General features: G+C 65.7%; 20 protein-coding genes. 9 read left to right on the top strand and 11 right to left on the bottom strand.

What is annotated here, in order from left to right; all coding sequences use genetic code 11:
* Position 1: 1 nt before the first annotated feature.
* A complete protein-coding gene (locus DAT35_RS25645; RefSeq protein WP_108069789.1) occupies positions 2 to 343 on the top strand; it encodes a DUF4280 domain-containing protein in 342 nt (113 codons plus the stop codon).
* Positions 344 to 380: 37 nt separating this feature from the next.
* Positions 381 to 1343, top strand: a complete 963-nt coding sequence (locus tag DAT35_RS25640; RefSeq protein ID WP_108069788.1) for a ComEC/Rec2 family competence protein — start codon at positions 381 to 383, stop codon at positions 1341 to 1343.
* A gap of 108 nt (positions 1344 to 1451) precedes the next feature.
* Here DAT35_RS25640 and DAT35_RS25635 read toward each other — a convergent pair whose 3' ends face one another.
* The 10 genes from DAT35_RS25635 to tssB all read right to left on the bottom strand — a co-directional run bounded on the left by DAT35_RS25635 (position 1452) and on the right by tssB (position 11763).
* Complete coding sequence (locus DAT35_RS25635) at positions 1452 to 2522, bottom strand: hypothetical protein (protein ID WP_158501872.1); 1071 nt, start codon at positions 2520 to 2522, stop codon at positions 1452 to 1454.
* A gap of 39 nt (positions 2523 to 2561) precedes the next feature.
* A complete protein-coding gene (locus DAT35_RS25630) occupies positions 2562 to 4238 on the bottom strand; it encodes a type VI secretion system baseplate subunit TssF (RefSeq protein WP_108069786.1) in 1677 nt (558 codons plus the stop codon).
* A gap of 3 nt (positions 4239 to 4241) precedes the next feature.
* On the bottom strand, positions 4242 to 5858 hold the full coding sequence (locus tag DAT35_RS25625; protein ID WP_108069785.1) for a hypothetical protein: 1617 nt from the start codon (positions 5856 to 5858) through the stop codon (positions 4242 to 4244).
* Positions 5858 to 6238 carry a GPW/gp25 family protein gene (locus DAT35_RS25620; RefSeq protein WP_108069784.1) on the bottom strand — a complete coding sequence of 127 codons (381 nt, stop codon included), beginning with the start codon at positions 6236 to 6238 and terminating at the stop codon, positions 5858 to 5860. The genes DAT35_RS25625 and DAT35_RS25620 overlap by 1 nt, the downstream gene beginning before the upstream one ends.
* Positions 6235 to 7155 (bottom strand): type VI secretion system baseplate subunit TssG, encoded by a 921-nt coding sequence (locus DAT35_RS25615; protein WP_108069783.1) that lies wholly within the window; start codon positions 7153 to 7155, stop codon positions 6235 to 6237. Before DAT35_RS25615 ends, DAT35_RS25620 begins: the two co-directional genes overlap by 4 nt.
* A gap of 12 nt (positions 7156 to 7167) precedes the next feature.
* Positions 7168 to 8121, bottom strand: coding sequence for a type VI secretion system protein IglI family protein (locus tag DAT35_RS25610; RefSeq protein ID WP_108069782.1), 954 nt, complete (start codon positions 8119 to 8121; stop codon positions 7168 to 7170).
* Between the two features lie 66 nt (positions 8122 to 8187).
* Entirely contained in the window at positions 8188 to 8799 is a 612-nt protein-coding gene (locus tag DAT35_RS25605; RefSeq protein WP_108069781.1) for a hypothetical protein, read from the bottom strand.
* Positions 8800 to 8895: 96 nt separating this feature from the next.
* Positions 8896 to 9507, bottom strand: a complete 612-nt coding sequence (locus DAT35_RS25600) for a hypothetical protein (RefSeq protein ID WP_108069780.1) — start codon at positions 9505 to 9507, stop codon at positions 8896 to 8898.
* 105 nt (positions 9508 to 9612) lie between these two features.
* The gene (gene tssC, locus DAT35_RS25595) at positions 9613 to 11133 is read right to left on the bottom strand and encodes a type VI secretion system contractile sheath large subunit (protein WP_108069779.1); all 1521 of its coding nucleotides are present in this window, start codon (positions 11131 to 11133) and stop codon (positions 9613 to 9615) included.
* A gap of 39 nt (positions 11134 to 11172) precedes the next feature.
* Complete coding sequence (tssB, locus tag DAT35_RS25590; protein ID WP_233261704.1) at positions 11173 to 11763, bottom strand: type VI secretion system contractile sheath small subunit; 591 nt, start codon at positions 11761 to 11763, stop codon at positions 11173 to 11175.
* A 337-nt stretch (positions 11764 to 12100) separates the two neighbouring features.
* Here tssB and tssK point away from each other — a divergent pair, with 337 nt between their 5' ends.
* From tssK to DAT35_RS25555, 7 genes are all read left to right on the top strand, one after another.
* Complete coding sequence (gene tssK, locus DAT35_RS25585; RefSeq protein ID WP_108069777.1) at positions 12101 to 13354, top strand: type VI secretion system baseplate subunit TssK; 1254 nt, start codon at positions 12101 to 12103, stop codon at positions 13352 to 13354.
* A gap of 1 nt (position 13355) precedes the next feature.
* A complete protein-coding gene (locus DAT35_RS25580) occupies positions 13356 to 13964 on the top strand; it encodes a hypothetical protein (protein WP_108069776.1) in 609 nt (202 codons plus the stop codon).
* 12 nt (positions 13965 to 13976) lie between these two features.
* Positions 13977 to 14618, top strand: a complete 642-nt coding sequence (locus tag DAT35_RS25575) for a DotU family type IV/VI secretion system protein (protein WP_108069775.1) — start codon at positions 13977 to 13979, stop codon at positions 14616 to 14618.
* A gap of 10 nt (positions 14619 to 14628) precedes the next feature.
* Positions 14629 to 14967 carry a hypothetical protein gene (locus tag DAT35_RS25570; protein WP_233261703.1) on the top strand — a complete coding sequence of 113 codons (339 nt, stop codon included), beginning with the start codon at positions 14629 to 14631 and terminating at the stop codon, positions 14965 to 14967.
* Positions 14968 to 14970: 3 nt separating this feature from the next.
* Positions 14971 to 18636 (top strand): type VI secretion IcmF C-terminal domain-containing protein, encoded by a 3666-nt coding sequence (locus DAT35_RS25565; RefSeq protein WP_108069774.1) that lies wholly within the window; start codon positions 14971 to 14973, stop codon positions 18634 to 18636.
* Positions 18633 to 19097 carry a hypothetical protein gene (locus DAT35_RS25560; protein WP_108069773.1) on the top strand — a complete coding sequence of 155 codons (465 nt, stop codon included), beginning with the start codon at positions 18633 to 18635 and terminating at the stop codon, positions 19095 to 19097. The genes DAT35_RS25565 and DAT35_RS25560 overlap by 4 nt, the downstream gene beginning before the upstream one ends.
* A gap of 160 nt (positions 19098 to 19257) precedes the next feature.
* Positions 19258 to 24039, top strand: a complete 4782-nt coding sequence (locus tag DAT35_RS25555) for a choice-of-anchor D domain-containing protein (protein ID WP_158501871.1) — start codon at positions 19258 to 19260, stop codon at positions 24037 to 24039.
* A 101-nt stretch (positions 24040 to 24140) separates the two neighbouring features.
* On the opposite strand, the gene DAT35_RS25550 is transcribed toward DAT35_RS25555, so the two are convergent.
* Positions 24141 to 25469: an SGNH/GDSL hydrolase family protein gene (locus DAT35_RS25550; protein WP_158501870.1), complete on the bottom strand. Its 1329-nt coding sequence runs from the start codon at positions 25467 to 25469 to the stop codon at positions 24141 to 24143.
* Positions 25470 to 25656 lie beyond the last annotated feature (187 nt).

The raw sequence follows: 25656 nt of genomic DNA, 5'->3' as shown, positions 1-25656 counted from the left end.
CATGGGAAAGCAAGTCGTCATGGGAGCCAGCCTCAAGTGCAGCTTTGGAACAGCCACCTCGACGCTGGTGGTGCTGCCGGACAACAAGGTGCTCGCCACCATGCCAGCGGCCAACATCATGGACCACGTTCCGATGAAGAACATCCCCTCATTCGGCATGTGTCAGTCCGTAAAGCCCCCCGTGCCGTGCACCCCGGCCACGGGGACTCCGTGGTTGCCAGGCTGCCCCAAGGTGCTCATCGGCAACAAGCCAGCACTGGAGAGCAACTCCAAGTGCAATTGCATGTTGGGAGGCGTCATCGAGGTCGTCGCTCCCGGACAAAAGACTGTACAGGTCGGCTAAAGCCAAATGTCAGACCCGGGTGCCATTCTGGTCTCCCATGGCATCTCTCGACATCTACTTCCTCGACGTCGGACAGGGGGATGGAACGTTCATCATCTGCCCCGATAAAACGACGATACTCGTTGACCTCGGCTCCAAGAAGAACGGCCACATCGCCGGCAAGGACGCCATCGACACAATCGATGGGCTCATGAAGGGCAAGACGAAGATCGACTACCTCTTCGTCACCCACGGCGATGGAGACCACTACAACCTCATCCCCGAGCTGGTGAAATCCGGCTTCAGCTTCGGCAAGGTCTACTACAGCGGCCCCAAGAGTGACTACAACAAGGACATGCAGGGCGTCATCAACAACTCCTCCTCCGCCGGCTTCCTCGACCAGGCCCACAGCACCGAGAAGAAGCCCCTGCTGACGATCGGCAGCGCCTCCAATCAGGTCGACGTCTTCCTCCTGTCCGCGAACTACCCCTCCGAGGACGACGATGACAAGAACGCCAAGAGTATCTGCTTGATGCTCGCCTACGGCTCCCTCAAGGCCATCCTCATGGGGGATGCCGAGGCCGAGACAGAGGACTTCATCATGCAGACCTTCACCAAGGCCTTCCTCAAGGCGGACGTCCTCAAGCTCGCCCACCACGGCGCTGACAGCACCAACCAAGAGTCCTGGCTGAAGGTGGTGCAGCCTCGCATTGTCTCCGCGAGTGCGGACCAGAAATGGGGACACCCCTACTCCAGCACCATTGACCGCGTATTGAAGGGCAAGCGGCTCGCGGACATCTACAAACATGACATCGTCGCGGGCTCCTATGTCCAATCGGCCAGGGACTACGACTGGGAGACCCGCTCCACCAAGAAGGCCATCCTCACCAACCTCTACGAGATTACCGGCTCCATGGGCACCTCCTGGCAGGCCGCTGGCGTTGCCTACCTGGTGCAACTCGGAGACGATGGCCGTCTCGGGGTTGGCGACACGCTCAAAAACATCTCCGGCTGGTTCTGAGTTGACCCTCCTGGTACCGGACGGCGCCGCGGCACGCGGTGGCCGCCCTCGGGCCGCCGCGCACGCAGGTGGAGCCAACCTCGCCGGCCACTCCCCCTCCCGCGACCGTCAATCCCACGCCACCGAATGGAGAATCCGGGTCCGGATACCGGCCGGAGGATCCCAATTCATGGTGATGGACGCAAAGGAACCAGCAAAGTAGGGATAGCTGACACCGGCACGGTCCAACTCCGCCATGCAGTTGATGCAGCAAGCCTTGCTGACACCCACGCGCTGGCCGCGCATCGCATCACGGCCCACGTGAGCAAGCAGCTGCATCTCCGCATGGGGTTTCGCATTTTCGATCTCGTCCGAGGGCATTGGGCTGGGCACCAGGAAATGCATGCGGTCCACTTCAAGCCCTTCAGCCTCAATCACATTGGCGAGAGTTTCACAATCCTGCTTCGAAAAACCAAAGCCAGTGTAGTGCCCCCTGAAATCGCGCCGCTTGAAGTTGCATGCCACGAACAGTTCCAGCCCCACCACCGTCACCGCGACCGTATCCATGTCCACCTCATGTCTGTAATTCTTTTCGGAGGTGTTCGCGCTGTGAGCATTCGAGTAGAGGACCGCCAACAACAGGCTCGCCAGGCGATCTGCGAATCCCCTTTCCTCCTCCAGGATAAGACCCCAGTCATTGAGGCACGTACGGGAAACCTTGGTGTTCATCGCCACGATCCGTTCGTAAAATGGCAGGCGGGAACGGGCTCTTTCCAGCAACTCCAGGCGCTCCTGAGCAGCCATCTCTCCCTTGGTTTCACCACTATATTTATCCAACTCCTGTCGCTTCTTTTCCCTCAGACCGTCCACGCCAGCGGTTCGCTCGAGCCGCTGGACACCTCGGAGGTAATCTTCGTAATCCAGACCAGCATCCCTGTATCGCTTCCTCAGCGTCGCTGCCTCGGTTGCCACCTGGGTCATCTTTGATGAGATCTGGTGATCCAAATTCAATACCCGCCGGTGTGCGGCAAGGAAGCTTGCGTCAGATTCCTGACGCTGGCGCCGCGCGGTGGCCAACTCCGATATCACCAACTCGGTATGGCGCTCCACCTCATCCCTGAACTCTTGCCAGGCCCAGTACGCCCTTCCTGTCCCAATAGCATCCACGAGCTCTTTTTCCAGCCGTTCAATCGTTCTCATTTCATTCCCCGGCAAACACATAGATCGCGACATTCTCTTTCATTGACCACTACCACTCTGCCTGTACTTCAATGGCTTCTCCACCCGTGAGAGCCTGGCCTCGAGCTCGATGACATCCTCGGTGCTCCAGGCCCCGAGCAGGTCCAGCAGCCGCTCCAGGAACAGATCCACGGTGGGCAGCAGCGTGGCGTCCAGGTCGGAGAGAGCAAGCTGGTAGATGTACTTGAAGCCCGCGGCACTCCGGGCGAAGGGCTTGGACTGCACCTTCACCGAGGTGAAGTGCCTCACCAGATCGCGGAAGTAGCGCTGCTCGCGCACCCCCAGCGTCTCCAGCAGGAAGACGAGCTCCTCCAGGCCGAGGAAGCGCTGGGTGCGCAGGGAGAGCAATTGGAGCAGCGCCTGCTGGCTGTGCTCCAGGGGGTTGTCGATTCCAGGCTTGACGGCCCCCACCAGGCTCCACTGCACACCTTCGAGAGAACGTTCCGCCAGAACGGCCCGGTAGCCGCTCGCATCGAATTGAGCGGGAAGAGGCTGGTGCCAGCTCGCTTCCACCGCCACCCGCGCCGGCTTCATGAATGCGCCCGGCAGCTCCAGGGACAGCCATGTCTTGCGCGCCCCACCCTGCCCTTCATTCTCGAGCTCGTAGGTGCCCGGCCCACCGGAGATGGCCCCTGGACGCAGCGGCACCATTCCCTGGCTCTCCATCTGATAGATGCCCAGCACGGAATGCACCCGGTAGCCGCTGCTGACCTCGGGGTGTTGAATGCCATGACGTTCCCTGGTGCCGTCGTGCTCGATGGGGTTGGACATGCCTCGCTGGAGGTTCACCACGGGCACCGCGTGCAACATGAACGTCTCCGGGGTGAGCACCAGCTCCAGCGGCCAGCGCCCGGCCAGCTCGAGGCACAGGGTGAAGCCGCGCCAGTTGCGTGGCGGCGGCGGCACCTGCACCTCCAGGAAGAGCTCCTGCTGGGGAAAGTGGATGAAGGAGCGCACCCGCTGCAACGGATGCTCGAAGGGCTCGGCCTCGGACGCGGAGAGCCGGGGAGCACCGAAGCGCACCGGGCCCCGCGCCCCCCCAGCGGGCCCCACCGCCACCTCGGCGCCACGCTCGTCGAAGAGGACACTCGCCGCGCGCACGCCGTGCTTCAGGTGGTGGAACATCGCCAGCGAGGAGCGGAAGTCGTTGAGGTGGTTGATGTACAGCCGCAGGGCACCAGGCTCGTCGTTGCGGGGAAAGCCGCTCTCGAACGTCAGCCGCAGACGGCAGGCCTCCGCGCCGCGCTGCTCCACCCGCACCTGGCTCAGGCTGATGGGCAGCAGCCGCAACGAGGCCTGGGTCTGGAAGGTGAGCGGCCCCGTGGGGGCCGAAGCGCTTCCGGGGTTGAGCAGCAGCGGCGTGCCCCTCGGCAACTCGGTGGCGTCCACGAAACGGGCGTCCGGCACCGCCCGCACCATGGCCATGGCCGGCACGGGATCGAGCAGATAGGAGAAGTGCTGCTGGAACAGGCGCATCGTGCCGCGGGCCAGCGCGCGCTGCCCGGCCTGCCGCGTGCGGGTGGAGAAGAGCGCAAGCGACTCGATGAGCCGCCGCACATCCTGGTCCTCGCGATCCAGCGGCGCCGCGGGATGGAGCGCGGTGTAGCTCATCCGGAACTTCTCCAGCGCCTGAAGCTCCTCCAGGAAGGCCTTGTAGAGCGTGTCGTCCATCTGCATGGCCTACTTCTCCTCCTTGACCTGAATCTTGAGCCGGCCCTCGGCCACCTCGATGAGCTGGGTGTCCTTGTCGGAGGTGCGCAGGATGCGCAGCAGAGGCTTGGAGTCCTCGTAGATGTGCCGGATGGACGTCTCGCTCTCGGGCTTCTTGCCCAGCAGCAGGTGGTTGCCCTGCGACTCCTTGGGGAGCTTCGCCCCCGGGCGCCAGGCCAGGAACCGCTCGAGCACGGCGCTCCGGAAGTCCAACGCGATCAGCACCCGCGCGCCCTTGTCCGCCGGGAAGTAGAAGTGCCCTGGCTGCTGGTGGGGGTCGTAGGGCACCAGCACCTCCTTGTCCCAGAGCGGCAGCTTCACCCGGTAGTACTCCAGCGAGGTGTCCGAGTCCTGCCTGGCCTCGTAGGTGAGCTCGTCGTCCTGGCCCACCTCGCTCACCACCTTGCCCTCGACGTAGAAGGGCCAGCGGGGACGGATGAAAGAGGGCCGCCGGAAGGTGGGATCCGCTTCCAGCTCCAGCGTGGCCGTCATCTCCATCTCGTAGTTGTTGGTCTCGTCATTCAGGGTATCGGATGGATCCCCCAGCTCCGCCCGGGCCCGCAGCTCCAGGCGGTACAGCCGGTACTTCTTGCCGTTCGTGTAGAGCTTCGTGCTCCAGTCCTCGCCGAAGCCGTAGAGCCCGTTCAGCAGGAGCGTGATGCTGGGATAGCGCCGGAAGTGCACGCACAGCTCCGGCTCGGGGGCGCGCTGCCGCTTGCCCTCCAGCGTCGCCCGATCCGTGAGCGTGCTCTCCAGGGGCGAGGTGAGCAGGTACTCCTGCCGCACGCCCTCCATCTTGTTGGCGTTGTCCACCTTCTTCTCGCGCGTGCCCGCCTCCACGTAGCTGTTGAGCACCGCCGGGTGATCGCGCCGCGGCTCGGGCAGGCACACCTCCAGCTCCGCCACGTCATCCCGGGGCAGCTCGATCGCCTCGCCCCCCTTGGGCTTGCTGTCGCTCAGCTCGTACTTGCCGGTGGCGGGATCGTAGAAGAGCCCCGCGTTCTCCCGCGCCAGCAGCCAGTGGATGAAGTCATGGAAGCTGGCCGCGTTGCCCTCCGCCCCCAGCCCCAGGGTGTGGAGGGGCAGCTTGATCTTCGCTGCCTCCCAGTTGAAGGACAGCTCCACCCCGTCGGGCTTGTGGGCCTCGATGACCTCCTGGAACTTCTGATCCACCCAGACGCCCGTGGGGAAGTGCTGCCGCCACAGCACCGTGGCCCGGTCCGAGAACCGCACCCGGTAGCGCCGCTGCAGCACGGGAGCGTCCTGGACGTCCGAAAAGGCGCGCTCGTGCACCCACCGCTCTTCCACCAACCCCGTCAGCTCCAACCCCGAGGCATCGCCTCCCTCGACGTCGTAGGCCCGGTCCAGCTTCAACACCGCCTCGATCGGATCCTTCTTGACGAAGTGCTCGAAGAGCTCGTCCTCGCTCGCGCTCACCTGTGAGACGGCCCACCACTCCACCGAGGCGGAGAACCCGTAGCTGTGAACCTCCACGGACAGGCGCTTGATGTTGCCGGCGGGGACGGTGAGCTCCTTCCCCTTCGGCTTGAGCACCAGCATCGCCTTCAGCCGATCAACGAAGCTCATCACTCCTCCTCCTCCGGCTGGGTCTGGGGGGCCACGGCCATGGCGCGGGTGTACGGATCGATCAGCACGGAGAGCGGCTCGGCGGTGTGCCGGAGCCTGCAATGCACCACCAGGCGCAGCCGGCCATTCTCCCCCTCGTAGTCTTCTTCGATTTCAGTCACCTCGACGCGCGGCTCGTAGAGGCGGATGTTCTCCCGGATCTCCGCGCCGAGCTGGCCGAGCATCTCCTCGGCCGTACGGAAGCCGGTCTCGCTCAGGCCAAAGCCCGGGAGGAAGGAGGCCGCGCCCCGCTTGGCGTTCAGCAGGTGGTGCAGGTTGCGCAGAACCTCCTCGAGGAGCGTCTCCTCGCGTCCGAGAAATCTGCGGGACAGGAAGCTCATGCCGCGTCCCTCCTGCCACCGGGTGACGGCGCGGCCCGCGGGCGTGGCGGCTCGGCGGTGTTTCCCAGGAAGATGACCACCCGGTGTCCCAGGAGGGTGCCCCCGTGAAGGCGCTCGTAGCCCAGGTACCCGCGCTGCGCGAGCCGGGCCCAGACCGCGTGGGCCGCCACCGTCAGGCCCACCTCCAGGCGCACCCGCGCGGGGGCCAGCAACGGCAACAAGATCTCGTGCAGGCGGTGCTCGACCACCTCGGGCCAGCCCCGCCCCCGCGCGTCCGTCTCCTCCTCGGCGTGCAGCTCCACCTGGAAGCCGGCGCTCTCGGAGGTATAGCTGTCTCCCAGCACCGCCGTGCCGTCCAGCGGCGAGGTGCCCGTGCGCACCTCATGGCCGCGGGTGATGTCGCGGAAGGCGCTCCGGGACACCCACACCCGCAACTCCGGGAAGTAGAGCTGGAAGAACCACTGGAGCGTGGTCACGGACCCCACGCCCAGCATGCGGAAGTAGAAGCCCTTCGTCCGCTCCCAGTCGCCCACCAGCGCGCTGTCGTGCTCGGGGTAGAGCGCCCGCGCGAAGCCCTCGAGCAGCCGGTGATCGAAGAAGCGGATGAAGTCGAAGAAGCTCTCGGGCTGCGGGCACTGCTCCGCCACCTCCAGGAAGTAGCTGGGCAGCAGCGCGTTGGCGCCGAGCAACCCCAGGTTGAGCGTCACCACCACCCGCCGCAGGGGCGAGCGATGGAAGGTCACCGCCTCCACGAACGCCGCCGGCGAGACGGGCTCGGGGTTGCTCTCGAAGAGGATATGCCCGGGCGGGTAGCCCTCCGCCTCCAGCAGCCGCAGCAGCGGCCCCAGCTCGAACTCCCGGGCCCGGGCGACGATCCGCTCCTCGGTGGGAGTGAGCTCCGTTGTCGTGGCACCCATGACTCGCCTCCCTCACTCCGGCCTGACGAAGCGCTCCAGATCCACCTGGTAGAACTGCGCGAGCGCCTTCCACTCCGTCGAGTTCTTGCTCTCCCAGTGCGCCTGGATGTCCCTCACGTGCTTGTTGAGGAGCGCACCGAAGGAGGCGAAGAGATCGGGGAAGAAGCGCCGGGGATCGAAGCCCTCGAGCGTGGCGAGGATGTCATCGCTCACCAGCGCCGCCTTCTGGAACTCCTTGCGCTCGATGAGCAGCTCGAAGGCCTTGAGCTTGTTGCACAGATCCACCAGGTGAGCCGAGCCCATGAGCTGCACCGGCTGCCCCAGCTTGAGAAATGGCGACGGCCCTTCCGGCTCGGCCGGGGGCTCGGGCTCGTGCTCCTCCTGCTGGGGTGGGAGAGCGGGCGGATCCTGCGGCATGTTGGCGACGAGCTGCGCGTGCAGGTCCCGAAGCCACGGCAGGAGCTTCGCCAGCGCCTCGGAGCCCGAGCGATAGCCAGGCACGGACAGCAGCGCCTGCAGCTCCTGCGCCTTCTGGATGGCCGCGGCGGCCTGGGCCACGGTCGAGGCCTTCCACCAGCCCTGCCACCGCTCGTCTTTCTTGGTCTGGTGGTAGCTCAGGGTGTCGAACAGCGTCTGGAAGAGCCAGGTGACGCTCTTGTTCAGCAGGATGGTCCGCTTGTCACGAGCAGGCAGACCCTCCCAGTTGCGCCGGATGAGCTCCGCCAGCGTCTCCAGGATCGCGCCCAGCCGGGGCATCCCCTCCTCATGCAGGACGGCGAAGAGGTAGTAGCCCAGCAGGCGCACCTCGAAGAGGTTCTCCGCGAGCAACTCCTCCACGGCGTCCGCCGCCTCCGTGTACTTGCCGCCCTGCGCCAGCTCGGTGACCCGCTGGAAGCGAGGGTCATGGGCCTCGAGGCGCTGGCTGTCCGTCTCGAACGGGCGAACACACAGGCTCAGGTCTCTCATGGTTTCTGATACTCCTACGGTCAAAGGCATACACGCTGAAGCGAAGAGGAGAGCCGAAGGAGCGGCTTACTTACCGGTTCCCCACTGCTTGACCAGACGCAGCTTGGAGCCGGTAGCGAACTCCAGCGTGCACTTCTTCTTGTCGGCCGGCACCACCTGGAATTCGAAGCCAAAGACGGCGATGTCGAGGGTGTCGGAGATGCGGGTGTGATGGTTGTCCACGAAGATCTGAAGATCTCCGCCAGTGCTGTCGAGGCTGGCCTCCGCCGTCTTGGGGCTCTTGAGGTAGGCGGCCTCGAACCAGAGCTTGTCGGCCTCGTCGAAGTCGATGATGTACCAGGCCAGCTTCAGGCGCGGGTTGGTGAGTGGCCGGGCAAGTCTGGAACGGATGTCAGATGCTGTTTCCTTGCTCACATACGCCTTGATGCAGATGGGGTCTGTCGGACCCGCCGCGTAGCGGAAATAGTCGATGAGCCCAATGCACTTGATGGTGCGGCCCGAGACCACCTTCTGGCCGGAGTTGCTGAAGGGGTTCCAGACCTCGATGTTCCTCTTGAGGTTGAGCCCCCCACAGCCGCTCCAGTCGAGCAGGTAGCCCACGGTGCCTTTCAATTCCGACCGGACGCTGAAGCCGAATTGCCATTTGCAGCTGAAATTCAGGTGGTTGCGGTCATGCATGATGTCGCCCGCCAGCCATACCGGGCCCGGTCCACGCAGGAAGACGACGCAGGCGGCCCAGGCCCCGTGGCAGGAGTTGGGCCGCCGACGGAAGGATCAGGAAGCGGCAGCCGCGGCGTTGGTGCCCACCTTGAGGCCCCAGTTACGGATGTAGGGCGTCTTGGCGGAGGTGGCGAAGTGGAAGTTGTAGGTGGCGTTGGCCGCTGGAATCACCTCGAACTTGAGTTTGTAGACGTTGTTGTCGGTCGAGCCGATCTGAGTGGGAGTCTGGTCTACGGAGATCTCGAAGCCACCGCCGCCACTCGCATTGAGCTGTCCCATCGCCGTGGTCGGATCCTTGGGATAGGCCTCCTCGTACCAGAGCTTGTTCTCCACGTCGAAGTTGCAGATCCACCAGCCGAGCTTCGTCACCTTGTTGGTGGTCAGGGTAGTCTTCAGCTTGGCCTGCAGGATGTTCGCGTTCTCGGCAGAGATATAGGCGGTGATGATGAGCGGGTCTCCCACGCCTCCGCCGAACTTGAAGCGCTCGATCACGCCCACGCAGGTGATCTTCTTGTCATCACCATTGAGCTGGACCTCGCCGTATCCCGGGGCCTCCTGGCTGTTGAAGGGAGTGTAGACCTCGATGTCCGGCTTGAGGAACTCCCCCATGTCCAGGCCCTCGAAGAACATGAGGTAGCCCACACGCGGCTTCTCGCTCGGGCTCATGATGAACCCGGAATCCCATTCACATTTCAGATCTATTGGAGCCATTGGAGCCATTTCTTCCTCCGTTTCGGGTTGTCCCCCATGAGGGGCAGGTGTCACGCCTCATCAGCCCAGCCGCGCGTCCACGCGCAGGTCCACGTCCATGCCCTCGAACTGGATGTGCGGGAGGATGGAGAGGTTGCAGTGGTACCAACCCACCTTGCCCGGCACCTCCGCCACCGTCAGGCTGTAGGCCTTGAACGGGTAGTAGCGCAGCGTCAGATCGTCCGGGTTCACCAGGGCCGTCACGTAGCCGGAGATCCACCGATCGATCTGCGAGTAGAGGGTCTGGGCATTGGCGGTGCTGCCAATGTTGTCCCGCATGATGCACTTGAGGTAGTGCGCGATGCGGCTGATCGAGTAGGTGTAGGAGAGGTTGGTGACGAGCTGGGAGTTCTCCGAGTCCTTCGAGTCCTTGAAGGTGTGGGACTTCTTGAGGGACTGGGCGCTGAAGAAGACGGCATCCGCGGAGCCCTTCTTCTGGATGAGCGGGATGAAGCCGGCACGGGCCAGCTCGTACTCGCGGAAGTCCGGGATGGAGATCTCCACCGGCAACTTCAGCTCCTCCTCGCCCCGCAGGTTGAAGACATGCACGGGCAGATCCGAAACGAGCCCGCCTCCCTTGGGGCCGCGGATGTGCTGGCACCAGCCCGAGCTCTCGAAGGAGCGGACCAGGTTCCGGGCGAACAGCATGGCCGAGTTGCCCCAGAGGTACTCGGACTCGTTGTCCCCGCGGACCTTCTCGGTGAAGTTGATGCCCTGGGCGGGGTTGGTCTCGTTGTTGTACGGCTGCCGGACGATGTAGCGCGGCAGCGTCAGGCCGATGTAGGCGGCCTGCTCGGTGTCGCGCAGCGAGTTCCAGGCGGCGTACTTCGGCGTGTCGAGCAGGCTGTGGAGATCCCGGAGCTGCGCCACCTCGCGCATGCTGCTGCAGCCGAAGAAGGTGGGCGAGACGGCGGTGACGAACGGGGCATGGCTGGCCGTGCAGATCTTCCCCATCGTCTTCAGCCAGAGCAGATCCTGCGGGGTGTTGGAGAACTCATACAGGCCCACCACCCCCCCGTAGGGGGCACCGCCATACTGATCGTACTCGGCCACGTAGAGCTTCTTGAAGAACTCGGAGCCGGCGACGTCGGCGGCGTTGAGCTCCAGATCGATGTAGGCCTCCTCCTTGGAGACATCCAGCAGGCTCAGCTGGATGTTGGCCTTGAAGTTGGTGTGCTGGATGAGGTCGGCCAGGGAGGCCCACTGCGCCTCGAGGGCCTGGAACTCAGGGGCGTGCAGCACCTCGTTGAGCTGCGCGTCCACCAGCGAGTCGATGGTGGCGACCAGCTCCTGGATCGTCTGCTTGTCGAACCGGCCCGCCTCGGGATCCATGTTGTGGACCATGGCGGCCAGGCCCGAGAGGAAGCGCTCCTCGGTGCTCACGTCCTCCGTCACCCGCTGGAGGTTGTCCATCACCATGGGCCGGAGCTGCGGCAGGTCCGTGCTCAGCCGGACACTGGTGAGGAACTGTGTGAGGCCCAGGGCGCTCGTCTGCGCCGGAGCGGCGGTGGTGGCGGAAGGGGCATTCGTCGTGTTGGACATGTGCTCGAACCTTTCGGAATGGAGGGGCAGCGCTCCCGCTCACTGCGGCTTCGCCGCCGGATCGGACGGAGGAGAGGCCTCGCCAGCGGAGAGCGACGGCCTGGGGATCTTGAGGCCGTTGAAGTCCTGCAACTCCTTCTTCAGCGCGGAGACGGCCTCTGGGTTCTGGGCCAGCTCGCGCACCAGGCGCCGGAACTCCTTGCGGTTGTCCAGGTTGCCCTGCTGCTCGAGCAGCAGCTTGCGCAGCAGCAGCAGCGCGCGAACCTTGGGGATGTTCCTGGCGATCTGGAGCGGGGTGAAGGACTTCATCGAGTCGATGGGTAGCTCGACGTCCAGCTGCTCGGAGTTGCCGGGATCGATGCGGTTGGACACCTGGAACCGGAGCCGGATGTCCATGTCCTTCATCACCTGATCGAGGTTCTTCCCGTCCAGGTTGCGGATCTGCCGCTGATCCAGGTCCTTCTGGCTGTCAGCGGAGGTACCGCCAGAGAAGCTGCCCATGAGCAACAGCCGGAGCGGCAGGGCCTTCTCGGCGCGCTCTCCGTTGACGCTGGTGCGATAGGTGAGGGTAATACGTGACTTGGGAATCTCGTCGTTGATGGCCATGCGCACCCCGAAAAAGGCATTCATGCGAGTGCGGCGGGCGCCACACCCTGAGTGGCATTGTTAACCCATACCATTCATGAAATGCAAGATGGACAGACATCAAACTCCTGGCCGCCCAGAGTGCATCACGCAAATCCTACCAACGAGATGCACTCTGGCCACACCGCATGACAGGTTTCATCTACCCGGTGAGTCTTTTCCGAGGAAGAGAAGTTTCCAACCGCCCAAGACCTGTACCTTCACAGGGGCTTCGCCTAGCTTGGAATCAGGAAATTCTCACGGCCTCCGCCCGCTCTCCCTCGAGAGATGAACAACCACGCCTGGGGCTCGGGCCACATGTCTGTCACGAGAGTCTTTATTTATGGAGCAACAAAAGCTCGCACGTGTCCACTGGCAGGTGGGGCAGCCGCTGCTGCCTGATCACTTCCAGGCTCAAGAGGGAGCGCTCACGGCCGAGGTCCGGCGCTACGCGGAGCTCGCGGGGCTGCCCGTGGTGGGGATCAGCGCGCTCGAGCTCAACCGGGTCCTGCTGGCGGAGGGCACGCTCGCGCTCACTTCGCTGAGCGCGGTGCTGCCAGGCGGCTACCTGGTGGAAGTGCCTGGCAACGCCACCGTGGCGCCCTTCTCCCTGGAGGAGGCGGGGCGCTCACAGCTCACCGTGTACCTGCACCTGCTGAGGGAGACACGTGGAGCCGAGGGTCTTCCGCTCTACGCGGAGGATCCGCCGGCGCTCCTACGCACCCTGTACGTGCTGCAGCTCTCCGCGGATCCCGCCGTGGAGGGAGGGCTCAGCTCGCTGGCGCTCGCGGGGCTCTCCAAGGATGAGCAGGGGCGGTGGCGGCTGTCACGGGGGCAGCTCCCCCCGCTGCTGCGGGTGGGACCTCATCCCTTCCTGGAAGAGCTGTTCACCCAGCTGGACGAGTTGCTGCAGCAGGCCCATGGCCAGCTGCGCACCTCCATCCGAGACAGCTACGTGCGAGGCGACCGGCTCTCCAACGCCCGGCGCGCGCTGTGCGCGGTGCGCCAGCTCCAGGCGCTGCGGATGGACATGCGCCACGGCGTCCACCCACCCACCTACCAGCTCTTCGACACCCTGCGCCGGCTCTATTTCGAGACGTGCTGCTATCTGGAGACGGAGCCGGAGGAGGAGCTGCCCCCCTACCGGCACGAGGAGCCCGGTCCCGGCCTGCTGCGGTGGATGGAGCTGCTCAACCGCAGCTTCCGCCCGCAGACGAGCCAGCGCTCGTACCGGCCCTTCGAGTGCCGCGATGGGCGCTTCGTGCTGTCACCCCTGCCCAAGGACCAGCCGGCCCCCAATGACTTCTACCTGCTGGTGCGGCGCCAGGAGCGCGACAAGCCCCGGGCGATGGAGGGCGTAAGGCTGGCCAGCCCGCTGCGCCTGCCCGTGGTGCGGCGCCAGGCCCTCAAGGGCGTTCCCTACCGCCACGTGCCCTACCCTTCCTTCCCCCACTCGTTCGACGCGGACATCGACTGGTACCAGCTCATCCCCGAGAGCGACGAGTGGCAGGCCATTCTGCGCGAGGACGGCCTGGCTTTCGCCGTCACCCCCGCGTTCGAGGGGGCCCAGGTCTTCCTCTTCTGGCGGAGAGCCTGAGATGGCGACCCTCATCTGCACCCTCGAGATGGACAAGGAGAAGGGCCTGATCATCAAGGTCGAGGACCCCGACGGCAAGCACACGCAGACGGTGACGATCGACGGCAAGGCGATCACCCTCGAAGTGAAGAACGACTCGGACACGAGCACCGTCGTCCAGAAGCCCGACGCCGTTACCATCACCTGCAAGACCTTCACCGTGGAAGCCGACGCCATCAAGCTCGAGTCCAAGAAGGACTCGGAGTGGACGAGCTCGGGGGAGCTGAAGTTCGAGAGCACGAAGGACATGTCGCTCACCTCCAGCGCGAAGCTCACCCAGAAAGCCAGCAAGGACGCCTCGCTGACCTCGGACGCCGACATCCAGCTGAAGGCCAGCAAAAAGCTCGAGCTCGAGGGCGAGACGTCGAAATTGGAGGCCAAGGGCGAAGGCAAAGCGCTGGAGCTGAAGGGCCCCCTCCTGAGGCTGAATGGCACGAACCGGGTGGTGATGTGGGGGCGCATGCTCAATGTGACCGCCACGGGGCAGCTGCACCTCAAGTCCGAAGGGCCCGCGAATCTCAAGGGCGAAACCACCAACGTGAGCGGCGACAATGCCGTGAATCTGGGGTGAGGGGGGAGTCCCATGAAGCTCGAACACTGGCAGATCGTCTTCAAGGTGTACCGTCAGGTGCGGGAGTTGCTGGATCAATGGCTGCCAGGCGCGCCGCCCGACACGGCCGAGCGCACGCAGGTGCAGGTGGGGCGCGAGGGGTTGAACCAGTTGCAGTCGCAGCTGCTGGAGGCCGTGGCGCAGCTGCGCGCCGAGCTGGGAACCCACTACCGTGCCGAGGAGGTGGAGGACGCGCTGCGGCCCTTCACCTACCTGGTGGATGAGCTGGTGCTGCACCGGCTGGTCGAGCTCGAGCAGGCGGAGTGGCCGCTCCTGCAGTACCGGCTCTTCGGAGAGGAGGGCGGCGGTGATCTCTTCTACGAGCTGGCCGACGCGCGGCTGAACCAGCCGGGCGCCCCGCCGCTCATCTTCGAGCTGCTGCACTTCTGCCTGACGGCGGGCTTCACCGGCCGCTACCCCGGAAACACCGCGAAGCTGCGCGAGTACAAGCAGCGGCTGGCGGACCGGATCACCACCCCGCCCTCCGCCCCTCCCGCCACCGAGGTGCCCGCGGAGGCGAGGCCGCTGCTCTACGAGTTCCCTGTCCGTTACTACGCCGCCGCCGGCCTCTACCTCCTGGGGCTGCAAGGGCTGCTGTTGTGGCTGTCCCATTGATCCTCTCGCCATGAAAGAAGCCATCGTGACCCCCCAGAGTGAGCGCGCGCCTGGCGCCCTCCCGCAGGAGCCCGTCGCGGGCCTGCTGAGCCGCCTGGAGCAGCTCATCGACACGGAGCTCGGCCCATTGCGCGAGGGCGTGGAGCCGCTGGTGGACGAGCTCCGCGCGGGGCTGGCGGCGCTCTACCCCTCCGCCGGAGGCCGGCAGCTCCCCCCCAAGGAGCAGGAGGGGCAGCGCGCCCAGCTGGCCCAGGTGCTGGACACGCTCGAGGACGTGCTCGAGTCGCTGCAGCGCGCCGCGCGCGCGCGCCGCCACACGGGCCCCGGCGCCGGAACGAGGAGACACTGAGCGATGGAGACCCTCCGCAAGCTCGTGGCCTTCATCCCGGGGCCCTACAAGAAGTGGGTGCTGCTCGCGCTGGTCCTCGTGGCCGCCGCGATCCCGCTCGTGCTGTGGCTGCGCGCCAGGAAGAAGCGCGACGCCCCCACGGCCCCGGGCACCCCGCCCACCCTCGGGCGCAACCGGCTGCGGCAGATCCACCAGCGCTTCCTGGCCGGGCTTCCGTGGCGGCAACGGGCCGCGGTGAAGGATCTGCCGGGCGCGGTGGTGCTCGGCCCCGCCGGCGCCGGCAAGTCCAAGCTCATCGAGCTGGACGTGGACTGGCAGCGTCAGGCCCGCCAGTTCCTGCCCAGCAACACCCGCGACTCGCTGCTGCAGATCTACCTGGGGCCGGACACCGTGGTGCAGGAGCTCTCGGCGCCGCTGCTCGAGGACGACACGCCGCAGGCGCGCCTGGCGCTGCGGCGGCTGTGGAAGGACACGTTCGGTCAGCAGCAGGCGCTGGCCATTCTCGTGCTCGACGCGCGGTGGCTGGCGGAGAGGCCGCCGGACGAGGTGCGGCGCACCGCGCAGTTGCTGCGCGGCAAGCTCAACCTGCTGGCCGAGGTCCGCCATGGCCAGGTGGAGACGCGCCTGTGTCTGACGCACATGGATGAGCTGGAGGGCTTCGAGGACTTCGCGAACCTGCTGCGAGACCACCGGGTGCCGTTGTCCTTCGAGCTGCCCCGGCGCGGCGAGGAGGGAGCGCTGGCCTCGCTGCTGCAAGCGCAGGAGCAATACCTGGCCCTGGGGTTGACGTCGCTGCCCGTGGAGTCCTTCGAGCGCCTGGAGCACTTCTACTCCCAGGGCCACCGCCCCTTCGAGGCGCTCGCCCGCTTCATCACCGCGCTGCTCGAGGGCGGGACGCTGGCCTTCGCGCCCCGGCTGTCGCGGGTGTACCTGTCCTCGCTCTCGCCCTCGGCGCGCGCGGCCGGGGTGCTCTCCGTGTCCGCCACGTCGAACGATGCCCAGGCCGTGCGCCAGCGCTATCTGCGTACCCACCTCAAGCGCTGCGTGATGTTGGCCGGGGTGTGCAGCTTGCCCATGCTGGCCGCCTACGCCCACTTCTCGTGGAGGCTGACCCAGACGCAGGAGCGGGTGCAGCGCTTCGAGGACACCGTCCAGCGCATGCGCGATCAGGGCCAGGAGGTGTCGGGCACCGTGGTCCAGGAGCAGGTGCTCGCGGCCGGCCAGTCCATGGATGTGCTGTGGCGGGCCATGTCCTACTGGCCGCTGCTGCCCTACAGCTTCACGGATGAGCGCGAGGGTCTGCGCCTGCGGCTGGCGCGCGGTATCCGCGAGGCTCACCTGCGCCCCGCCCTGGAGCGCTGCCACAAGCAGCCCAACACATGCCGCCCCGAGCAGGTGGTCTTCATGCTGGCCACGCTCCACGCCTCGCGAGACGAGGCGCTTGGCCAGTTCGTCCTCTCCAGCCTGCGCAGCCGCTCCTCGCTGAACTTCGTCCAGCAGGCCGGGACGGCCCCCGCCCCAGAGGCCGATAGCCTCGAGGCGAAGCGCTCATGGGTCACCTCCGTCAACCTGCTCGAGTCCCTGGTGGGGGACTATGTCCTCATCAGCGACAAGCCCTGGCAGGCACCCACCACGACGGAAGCCAGCTGGGCGCAATGGCCCTTCCGCGAGCCGCTCACGCTCGAGGCCCAGCTGGAGCCCTGGCAGGCCCACCTCAAGCGGCTGCAGGAGCTGCTGCACGATCAGTCCCTGGAGCCGTACGAGCTGGAGCGGCTGGATGCGGAGCTGGAGTCGCTGCAGGAGGAGCGACGCCGGCTCCAGGCCCAGTTGGATGACAGCGCGCTGCTCGGCACGCTGCCGCGCGTGGTGGATCTGCTCAGCGCCTCGGAAGCCCGCGTGGACATGAGCCGCTTCAAGGGCCTGCCCTCGACGATCAAGGCGGTGGCGTGGATGAACCAGAACCGCGAGGTGCTCACCGCCGTGCTGCGCATGGAGGAAGAGGCCTACCTGGGCGTCAAGGCCGTGCAGAAGATGACGGTGGCCGAGCTGCTCGTGCGCGAGGGGCTGTGGCTGCAGGGCCCTGACAATCGCACCTACCAGGTGACGGTGCTGCAGAGCACCTTCGACTTCCGCCCGAGGGACAGCGCGCGTCAGCTCCACCAGGCTCTGCTGCGCTACTACGAGAAGACGGGCCGCATGCCCTTTGGCGGAGTCTCGGGGGACGAGGCGGAGCGCCGCGACACATTCACCAGCGTGGCCGCCGAGCGCGTGGAGTTCGACACCCGCCTGCGCCCGCTGGTGGACGAGTTCACCCAGCGGCTGAAGAACGCCGGGCTGCCCCTGGAGCAGGCCTCGCAGCGCCAGGAGCACGTGCAGCGCAAGGTGAACCAGTTCGCCATCCAGTACCGCCAGCGCCTCTTCCAGCGCGTGGCCAGCTACCACTTCACCGCGCCCGTGCCCGGCATGCTGTCCGGGGAGCTCTCACGCCTCACCCAGCCCTCCTCGGAGCTGGTGGACATGCTGCGCGACGTGGCACACGGCGCCAGCCTCGAGCCGCTCGAGGGCCCCTACTACGAGTCGCTGCGCAACACCGTGGCGCCCTTCAAGCCCATCGTGCAGGTCATGAAGCCGGACGAGAGCGGCAACTACGCCACGCTCAACCCCTACCGGGCCCTGATCGCGCAGCTGGTGGACGAGCTGAACGCCGTCCCGAAGGCCAGCTCGGCGACCGCCGCGGGCAAGGATGCGGGCAAGGGGGCCGGAGGCGCCGCGCGGCTCACGGAAATGCTCACGCCGCTGGGGCGGATCGCCCTCTCGATGATGCTCGAGGAAGAGGGCTCCTACCTGCACAAGGTGAACGCGTGGCTCGATCAACAGGGCCTCATTGGCGAGCTGCGACAGCCCTTCCTCCAGCCTTTCCTCACGGTACGTCAGCTGGGCCAGCAGGAGCTCGAACAGAAGCTGAACCATCAGTGGGAGGAGGCCTGGGGACGCATGCTGAAGCCCCTGTTGACCCGCTACCCCTTCGAGCCCACCGCCACGCTGGAGGTGGACGCGGGCGATCTGGAGGTGCTGCGCCGGCAGGATGGAGCCTTCTGGGACTTCGTGAACCGGGTGCTGACACCCGTCTGCGAGGAGCGCGGCTCGGAGTGGGTGCTGCGCGGAGCGCTGCAGGACCGGCTCTCCCTTCCCACCGAGCTGCTGCCCACGTTGGGAGGGCTGTCCCGGCTCTCCCGTTTGCTCTGGGACGCCGAGGGCAAACCCCGGCCGCTCATGCTCCAGGTCATGCCCCTGCCGCTGCCCGCCGCCCCGGCTCCGGGCAGCTTCGTCACCCTGGGCTCGCTCAAGTGCGGGAAGACCACGGTGCTCGCCTATAACCAGAGCCCCGCCTGGCAGGAGTTCCCCGTGGCCTGGTGGGATCAGCAAACCGCCTCGCTCATGCTGGAGCTGCGCTCGCCCGAGCAGGAGTCCGTCCAGTACAGCTCGCTGGACAAGACCCGCTCCGCCTGGAGCTGCTTCCGCCTGCTCGAATCCTCCACGCCCACTGGCGATCAGCACCGGCAATGGAATCTCCGCAACCGCAATGCCAAGGACGCCAACCAGCTGCTGGAGCTCCGCTTCGGGCTCAAGGGTGAACCCTGGGTCCCCTTCCGTGAGGTGCCGCGATGAAGTTTCACGCCCTGCTCCGCCCAGCTGCGTTGCTGCCGCTGCTCGCCGCCTGCCAGCCCTCCACACTTCAGCTGAGCATCAAATCGCCACCCGGCACCAACCAGGGCCGCCCGCTCTACATGCTCGTGCGCAAGGTGGACGCCAAGCAGTACGCCGTCGAGTCCTATGGCGAGGTGGCCCCCCGCGTCTTCCAGCCCGACGAGAACGTGGTCATGTCGGAGCTCATCTACCCGGGCACCATTCAGCGCGTGAAGGTGAAGCTCCCCCCGGAGTCGCCGCTGGCCGTGTCCTTCCTCTTCACCGCCCCGGACGGCACCTGGCAGACGTTCGTCAACGCACCCGCTCCAGCCTCGCTCGACATCGAGCTGCTCGAGGGCCGCATCCGCACCGGCACCGCGCCCGCGGAGCCCCCGAAGGGCCCCGCCGCCGACAAGCCGGCCGAGGGTGCTCAGCAGCAGTAAATCTTCCAGCTCCGGACGGACCACTCAGAGGGCTCAAGGCATGACACACTTCAATTACCTACTCGTGGCGGGCCTGTGCCTGCTGGCCTCTTGCAGTCCGCAGGCTTCTCTCCCGGAGGCCGCGCCCGGCGAAGCCCCGGAGGAGCTCCCATCTGGAATCATGCCGCGCGCCCTGACGCCCGGCGTCGTCGCCCCCACCAGCGCCCTCACCTGGAGCAAAGAAGAGCTCATCTTCGCTCCCCAGGACAGCTGCACGAGCCATACGGAGCCGGTGACACTGTTCAACGGGACCGGCGCGAGCCGGACGATCTACTTCGCCTCCATCCAGAGCCCCTTCACGATCAAGGAGATCAAGAACGGGACCACGGTGGTTCAGCTGCCGGTCACCCTGCCGGCCAATGAAAGCCTCACCTTCACCCTGGAGCTCACGCCCAGGGACTTTGGCCCCGTCCAGGGATCGCTCCTTCTGTTCAGCGATGACCCGATTCTGCCCAACCCCACGGTCTCCCTTTCGGGCACTGGCACGGGGGCCTTCTTCAAGGTGGACGTGACATCGCTCGCCTTCGGCAGCCAGACCCTGGGCTCGAGCACCTTCCGGGATGTACGGGTGAGCAATACCGGAGATGTTCCCCTCACCTTCAGCGGGCGCGCCCCCGCGCTGCCCTTCTCGGTGCAGCTGGCCTCCACCTCAGGTCCCCTGCCCGCGGAGATCGTCGTGGATGCGCACAGTTTCAAGGATCTGAGGGTCTCCTTTCAGCCCACCTCCAGCGGCGCCTTCAATGCGAACCTGCCCCTGCAACGTTCCACCCCCTGCTCGCAGATGTTCGTGATCTCGCTCGCGGGCACCGCTCAGACGGCACCGGCCCTCACCGCCACTCCCGCCACGCTCGACTTCGGCCCCCAGCGGGTTGGGGTGGACAGTCCGGAGCGCCAGGTCACCATCCGCAATGTCAGCACCTCGTCCCTGACGCTCAGTCTTTCCTCGATCTCGCCGAACTTCACGGTCGTCTCCTCGACGCCCACGCTGCCGCGCCTGGTGAGCCCCAATGAAGACGTGGTCATCAAGGTGAAGTTCAGGCCCGTGAATGACGTTGCCTCCTCGGGCACGCTCACCCTCTCGGCCAGTGGACCGGGAACGAACTTCGAGGTGCCTCTGCTAGGCGTCGGGGCCAGGCCCCTCATCACGTTCGAACCGTCCGCGCTCGACCTTGGCAGCCAGCGCGCGGGCACCACCAGCACGGCCATGAACGTCACGGTGAGGAACGAGCGGGCCTTCGAGATGAAGGGGCTGACCGCCTCGGTCTCCGGGCCATTCCTCATCTCTCCCTCCAGCTTCGATCTGCCCGCCAATGGGACCTTCCCCCTGCAGGTGGCCTTCTCTCCCCTGGCATCGAACTCAGGGAAGATGCTGGGCAGCGTCACCGTCTCCGGCATGTCCTCCGAGCCGGTGTTCTCCCTTCCACTCCAGGGAACGGCGATAGTCACTCAGCTGACCCTGAATCCCGGGACGGTCGATTTTGGCGATGTGCGCGTGGGCACGACCGCCTCGCGGCAGCTCACCCTCACCAATCCCAGCCCGCTGGCCGTCACCCTCCACGATGTGCCGGTGCAGCCGCCCTTCTCCATCGTGCTACCCCAGACCCCCGCGGACATGGTCATCCCAGCCAACGGCGGCCACCTGACGCTCGAGGTGAAGTTCACGCCTGGCGCACGGCAGTCCTCCCAACAGTCCGTCAATGTCTCGAGCGATGCCACCAGTCCTAGTCCGGTGCTGGCGCTCAGCGGCAAGGGCGTTGCTCCCCTGCTGACCTTGTCCGTCACCAGCCTGGACTTCAAGAACAAGACCGTGGGGGGTGCGTACTCCAGCCCCGTGACCGTCACCAACTCGGGTGACGCGGAGGTGAAGTTGAGCACCTCCGTCGAATCGCCCTTCCGGGTGCAGGGACTTCCACCTTCGACGAGGCTGGCAGCAAAAGACTCTGTCACCATTCAGGTCGTCTTCGCCCCTACCTCCCTGGCCTCCGTGGAGAAGAGCCTGAGTTTCCTGGATGAGGCCAACGTGGAAATGGCTCGCATGCAGCTGACGGGAAGTGCCACCGGCCCGGTCCCCATCTTCTCTCCCGAGCTCGAGCTCGACCTTGGCTCGGTGCAGGTCGCGAAGGCTTGCAGCAAGACGGATACCAGCTTCAATCCAAACAAGCCTCAGCCGGTGACCATCTCCAACAGCAGCAGCGCCACCACCCCCTTGAGGATTCAGGGCATCGCGACCAATTCGCCCTTCAGCGTCATCCTGCCCTCCGGTACTCCCTTCCCCACCCCGAGCAGTACACTCAACCTGCAGCCTGGAGAGGTTCTCCTGCTGGATGTCTGCTTCGTGCCTACTCAGGAGACGCCCGCGAACAGCAATGAAGAGGGAAGCCTGAGGATCTCCTATGAGGGAAGCACCTCCGACAAGGTCATCAAGTTGATGGGCCGGGGAGCGAAGGCCAGTTTGACGTTGGACAAGACGACCGTGGACTTCGGCGCCGTGCCGCTGGGTGGATTCCGTGAGGTGCCGCTCACCCTCAGAAACCCAGGTGAGCTGCCCGTGAGGCTCACCGAGGTCACCTCCACCAACACCCTCTTCTCCTTCCGCGACGTGTCCTGGCCCAAGGAGCTCGCTCCCCTGGATGAGGTCAACTTCTTCGTGAGCTTCCTTCCCGTCACCAACGGCAACTTCAGCGCCAGCCTTCAAATCAAGACGGAGAACGCGGGCTCACTGACGCTCCCGATGGTGGGCACGGGCGCCTCGGCGAAAGTGGCCCTGTCCCTGAGCTCGCACAACTTCGGCAGCCTGCAGGTGGGAGACACCAGCACGCCGATCAGCGTCTACATCTCGAACGTGGGCACCGCTCCCCTGCTCTTCAACGGAGCGACGACGACAGGCGACTTCACCTTCGAGACCGAGCTGCCCAGCGAGGGGTGGCCCGTGCAAATCGAGCCGCAGGACCAGCACGAGCTCAAGGTCTTCTTCAAGCCAAGACGGGCGGGCGTGTTGTCAGGCACCCTCTCCCTCACCAGCAATGCGCAGGCGGCTCCCCTGCAGGTGTCCCTGCAAGGCACGGGACTGGGGCTGGTGGAGATCCTGCCTGCTTCGGTCGACTTCGGGTCCGCCAATGTGGGCGATCCCGCCCGCGAGAGCCTGGTCACCATCGTGAACAACACCGTCGATCCGGTGAGCATCACCGGCATCACCACCAGCAATCCGGATGAGTTCGCGGTGGTCCCGACGCCCTTCCCCTCCAAGGTGCTGCAGGCCAATGAATTCCTGGCCATTCCGCTCCACTTCAAACCCAGGAACCTGGGCCCACGCAGCGCGACGCTCAACATTCCCATGGGCGTGAGCTCGCGGCAGGTCGCGCTGACCGGAGTGGGCACCTCTCCCGAGCTGGAGTTGTTGCCCTCGGGGATCATGGATTTTGGTGGGGTGAAGATCAACACGCCCTCGGCCGCTGACGCGGGCATCCTCACACTCATCAACCGCGGAGTTAGCGCGTCGGGCTCCGACGCGGGTTACCCGGGCGTGATCACCGTGTCCAGGCTGGAGCTATCTGGAGCCGACAGTGCGAACTTCGAGCTGGGAAAGCTACCGCTGCCACAGGAACTGCAACCGGGCGCCCAGCTCCAAGTGCCGGTGACCTTCCGCCCCACGCGGCAAGGGGCGTTGACGGCCTCGCTGTTCCTGACGACAGGCCCCCTCTCCGGTGCGGATGGAGGGGTCGGTGGGCACTCGAGGACGGTGTCTCTGGCGGGCAGGGGCCTCTCCAGCGTGCTCGAGCTCTCGAACTGGGAGCTCAACTTCGGCATGCAGGTGGGCGGCCGCACGTCGGAACCGAAGTCCTTCACGATCACCAACAAGGGCGGCAGGGCCATAACGCTGGTGATGGATGTGGAGGGAGAGCAGTTCTCTCACTTCACGATGCAGGTCACGGATGCCCGCACGGGCGCTCCCAAGACCCCGCCCTACCTGCTGGAAGGAGGAAGCACCGCGAAGGTGAGCGTGAGGTTCACGCCGCTGGCGGGCGTCTCTTCCGATGCGCAGGTGAGGATCCGCAGCGACGACGGAGATGACGATTACGTGCCATTGAAAGGCCTGGGTATGTTCAGCGACCTCGAGGCAGATGTGGCGGACCTGGCGGTGGACTTCGGTACGGTCCTCGCGCCATCCGATCCGAGGAACGTCAGCCGCTTCCTCACCATCACCAACACGACCACGCAGGACGTCACCCTCAACGCACCTGTGCTGGAGGGGCCTGCTCCCAGCCACTTCGAGCTGCTCGAGCAATGGAAGGCGGGGACGGTGCTGTCCGCCAACCAGCGCGCGACCTTGAAGCTGGGCTACCGGGCCCAGGAGGCGACCAACTCCGAGGCGACCCTGGTGGTGAGCACCACGAAGAGCACCAGTGATCAGGCCCTGCGGGTGAGCCTGACGGGCCGGGCGGTGACGAACTTCCTCTCGGTCACTCCGATGGACCTGGACTTCGGCTTCGTGGACATCGGGGGACAGAGCGATCCCACGGAGATCACCCTCACCAACGAGGCCAGAGTGGATCGCCTGGTGCGAGTGGAGAGCGCGAATCCGGCCTTCGAAGTGGATGACAGTGAGCTGACCAGCCCGCTAGAACCCGGAGAGAGCGCGACCCTCCGGGTGACGTTCCACCCAACGGAGGGGGGCACCTCTTCCGGCGAGCTGCGGCTGAGGCTGCAGGGCGAGAACTCCGCGGACATCGTCATCAATCTGCGAGGCCAGGGCCGAACGATCGAGCTAGAGGGCGGTTCGTGCTCGTGCGATGTGGGCGGAGGCAACGCCCTGCTGGGGCTGCTCGCTCTGGTGGCCTTGCGTGTCAGAGGGAGCTTCCCCCTCCGAAGGGGCTTTTGGAGGGGGAGTCATCCGAGGGTGTGACACTGACCGGGGAGGTTGTCTCTGAAGTAGTTCTCCTGGCGCTACCGCCTGGCGCCGAGCCAGCGGTGCGCTTCGTCCAGGTCGCCCGGGCCGACGCCAAATCACTCCCCGGCGTCGGAGAAGAGGCCCAGGTTCACCGCTTCGGCCATTGCCCGGTACCCGGCGTCGTTGGGGTGAACGTGATCTCCGCTGTCAAACTCGGGGCGCAGGCGCAAAGGTTGTTCGGGATCTCTCAGCGCGCCCTCGAAGTCGATGACCGCGTCGAATCCCTCGGCGCTACCCGCGGTCTGACGCAGCCAGGCGTTGACTTGCTGCCGCTTCTGCTCATTGTCAGGCAGTTCGTAGACGGAACCGCCGATGGGCGTCAGCGTGGCGCCGATGACCTTCAAACCCTTCTCGCGGCCGCGGGCAATGAGCTGGCGGTACCCCTCGATGATTTGGGTGGCGTCGACGTTCTCCTCGGGGCGATTCACGAAGCGCCAGAACCCAATGTCGTTCAACCCGAAGGCGATGACGACGTACTTCACACCCGCCGGAGCGAGCACATCCCGATCGAACCGCTGGAGCGCGGAAGGACCGACCTGGTCATGCAGCAAGCGAGCCCCGCCGATGCCGTGGTTCAACACCGCGAAAGGCCGATCGCCCAAGCGCGCGTCGAGGACGTCCGTCCAACGCTGGCGGCCGTTGACGGTGGAACCCGCCCCTTCGGTGATGGAGTCGCCGATGGCGACGATGGCCGTTGCGCCGGGAGCGTCCATCTCCAGTCCGGAGAGGAAATAGCGACTGGTGGTCTCGCTGCGCACTGGGAATTCAGCCGCTCCGGCAAAATTGCCTTCCTCGGAGACATAGGACGTCTCGAGTCCGTTCCAGTGCCAGGTCGGCTCTCCGGTGTGCTCGGGGAAATAGAGATCCACGGCCAGGTCTCCTTCGGACCAACCGCGGATGTCGACAGCGTCCGTGAGGGTGCTCGTCCCCGCGGGGAGCGTGAAGCTCGACACGCCGCCCACGGTGAGCGGAGCCATCTTCGCGAGGTCCACTTTGGCGCCCTCGGTCCGAGGCGAGATCGCGGCCCCGCCTATCACCAAGGGCCGGGTCCCGTGATCATTCGAAATGCGCACTCGCAGCGTCTTTCCCCAGAACGACGGGCGAATCACCTGGCGCACCGTTTGGTTCTGAAAAGGCTCCGCCGGCGGAATTCCCGGCAACCCGGTGGAAGCGAATTGAGGGCTGGTGGCCCACGCGGCCACCCAAGCGGCATCTCGAGGCGGGTTGGGCGCACAAGCAAAAAAGGCCAGTGCTGCCAACGCCATCCATCGGTTCGTCGTGTTCACGGTCGTTCCTTTCGTCGAGGCAAGTCGGAGTTCCACAGCGGCGACGAACGACCCCCATCGAGATCGACACGCCTCTCCGATTTTTTTTGGTGAATTCACGGCCTCCGGAGGCGCCTCCGGTGTCACGAAACGGACGGGCGAGGCCTGCCGTGGGGAGGAGCATCCTTCCGCCAACCAAGCAAGGTGCCCTACAGCATCGTGCGCGCCCAGTAGGGCTGAGGAGCGCATGCCTGGGCTCTTGTGGACGGCGGACCGACTCCTCTATGACGCCCCCGCGCTTCCCCGC

The sequence above is a fragment of the Vitiosangium sp. GDMCC 1.1324 genome (genome assembly GCF_003044305.1).
Taxonomy (GTDB): domain Bacteria; phylum Myxococcota; class Myxococcia; order Myxococcales; family Myxococcaceae; genus Archangium.
Note: the sequence above shows the minus strand (reverse complement) of the source record. Positions and strands in the feature narration are given on the sequence as shown.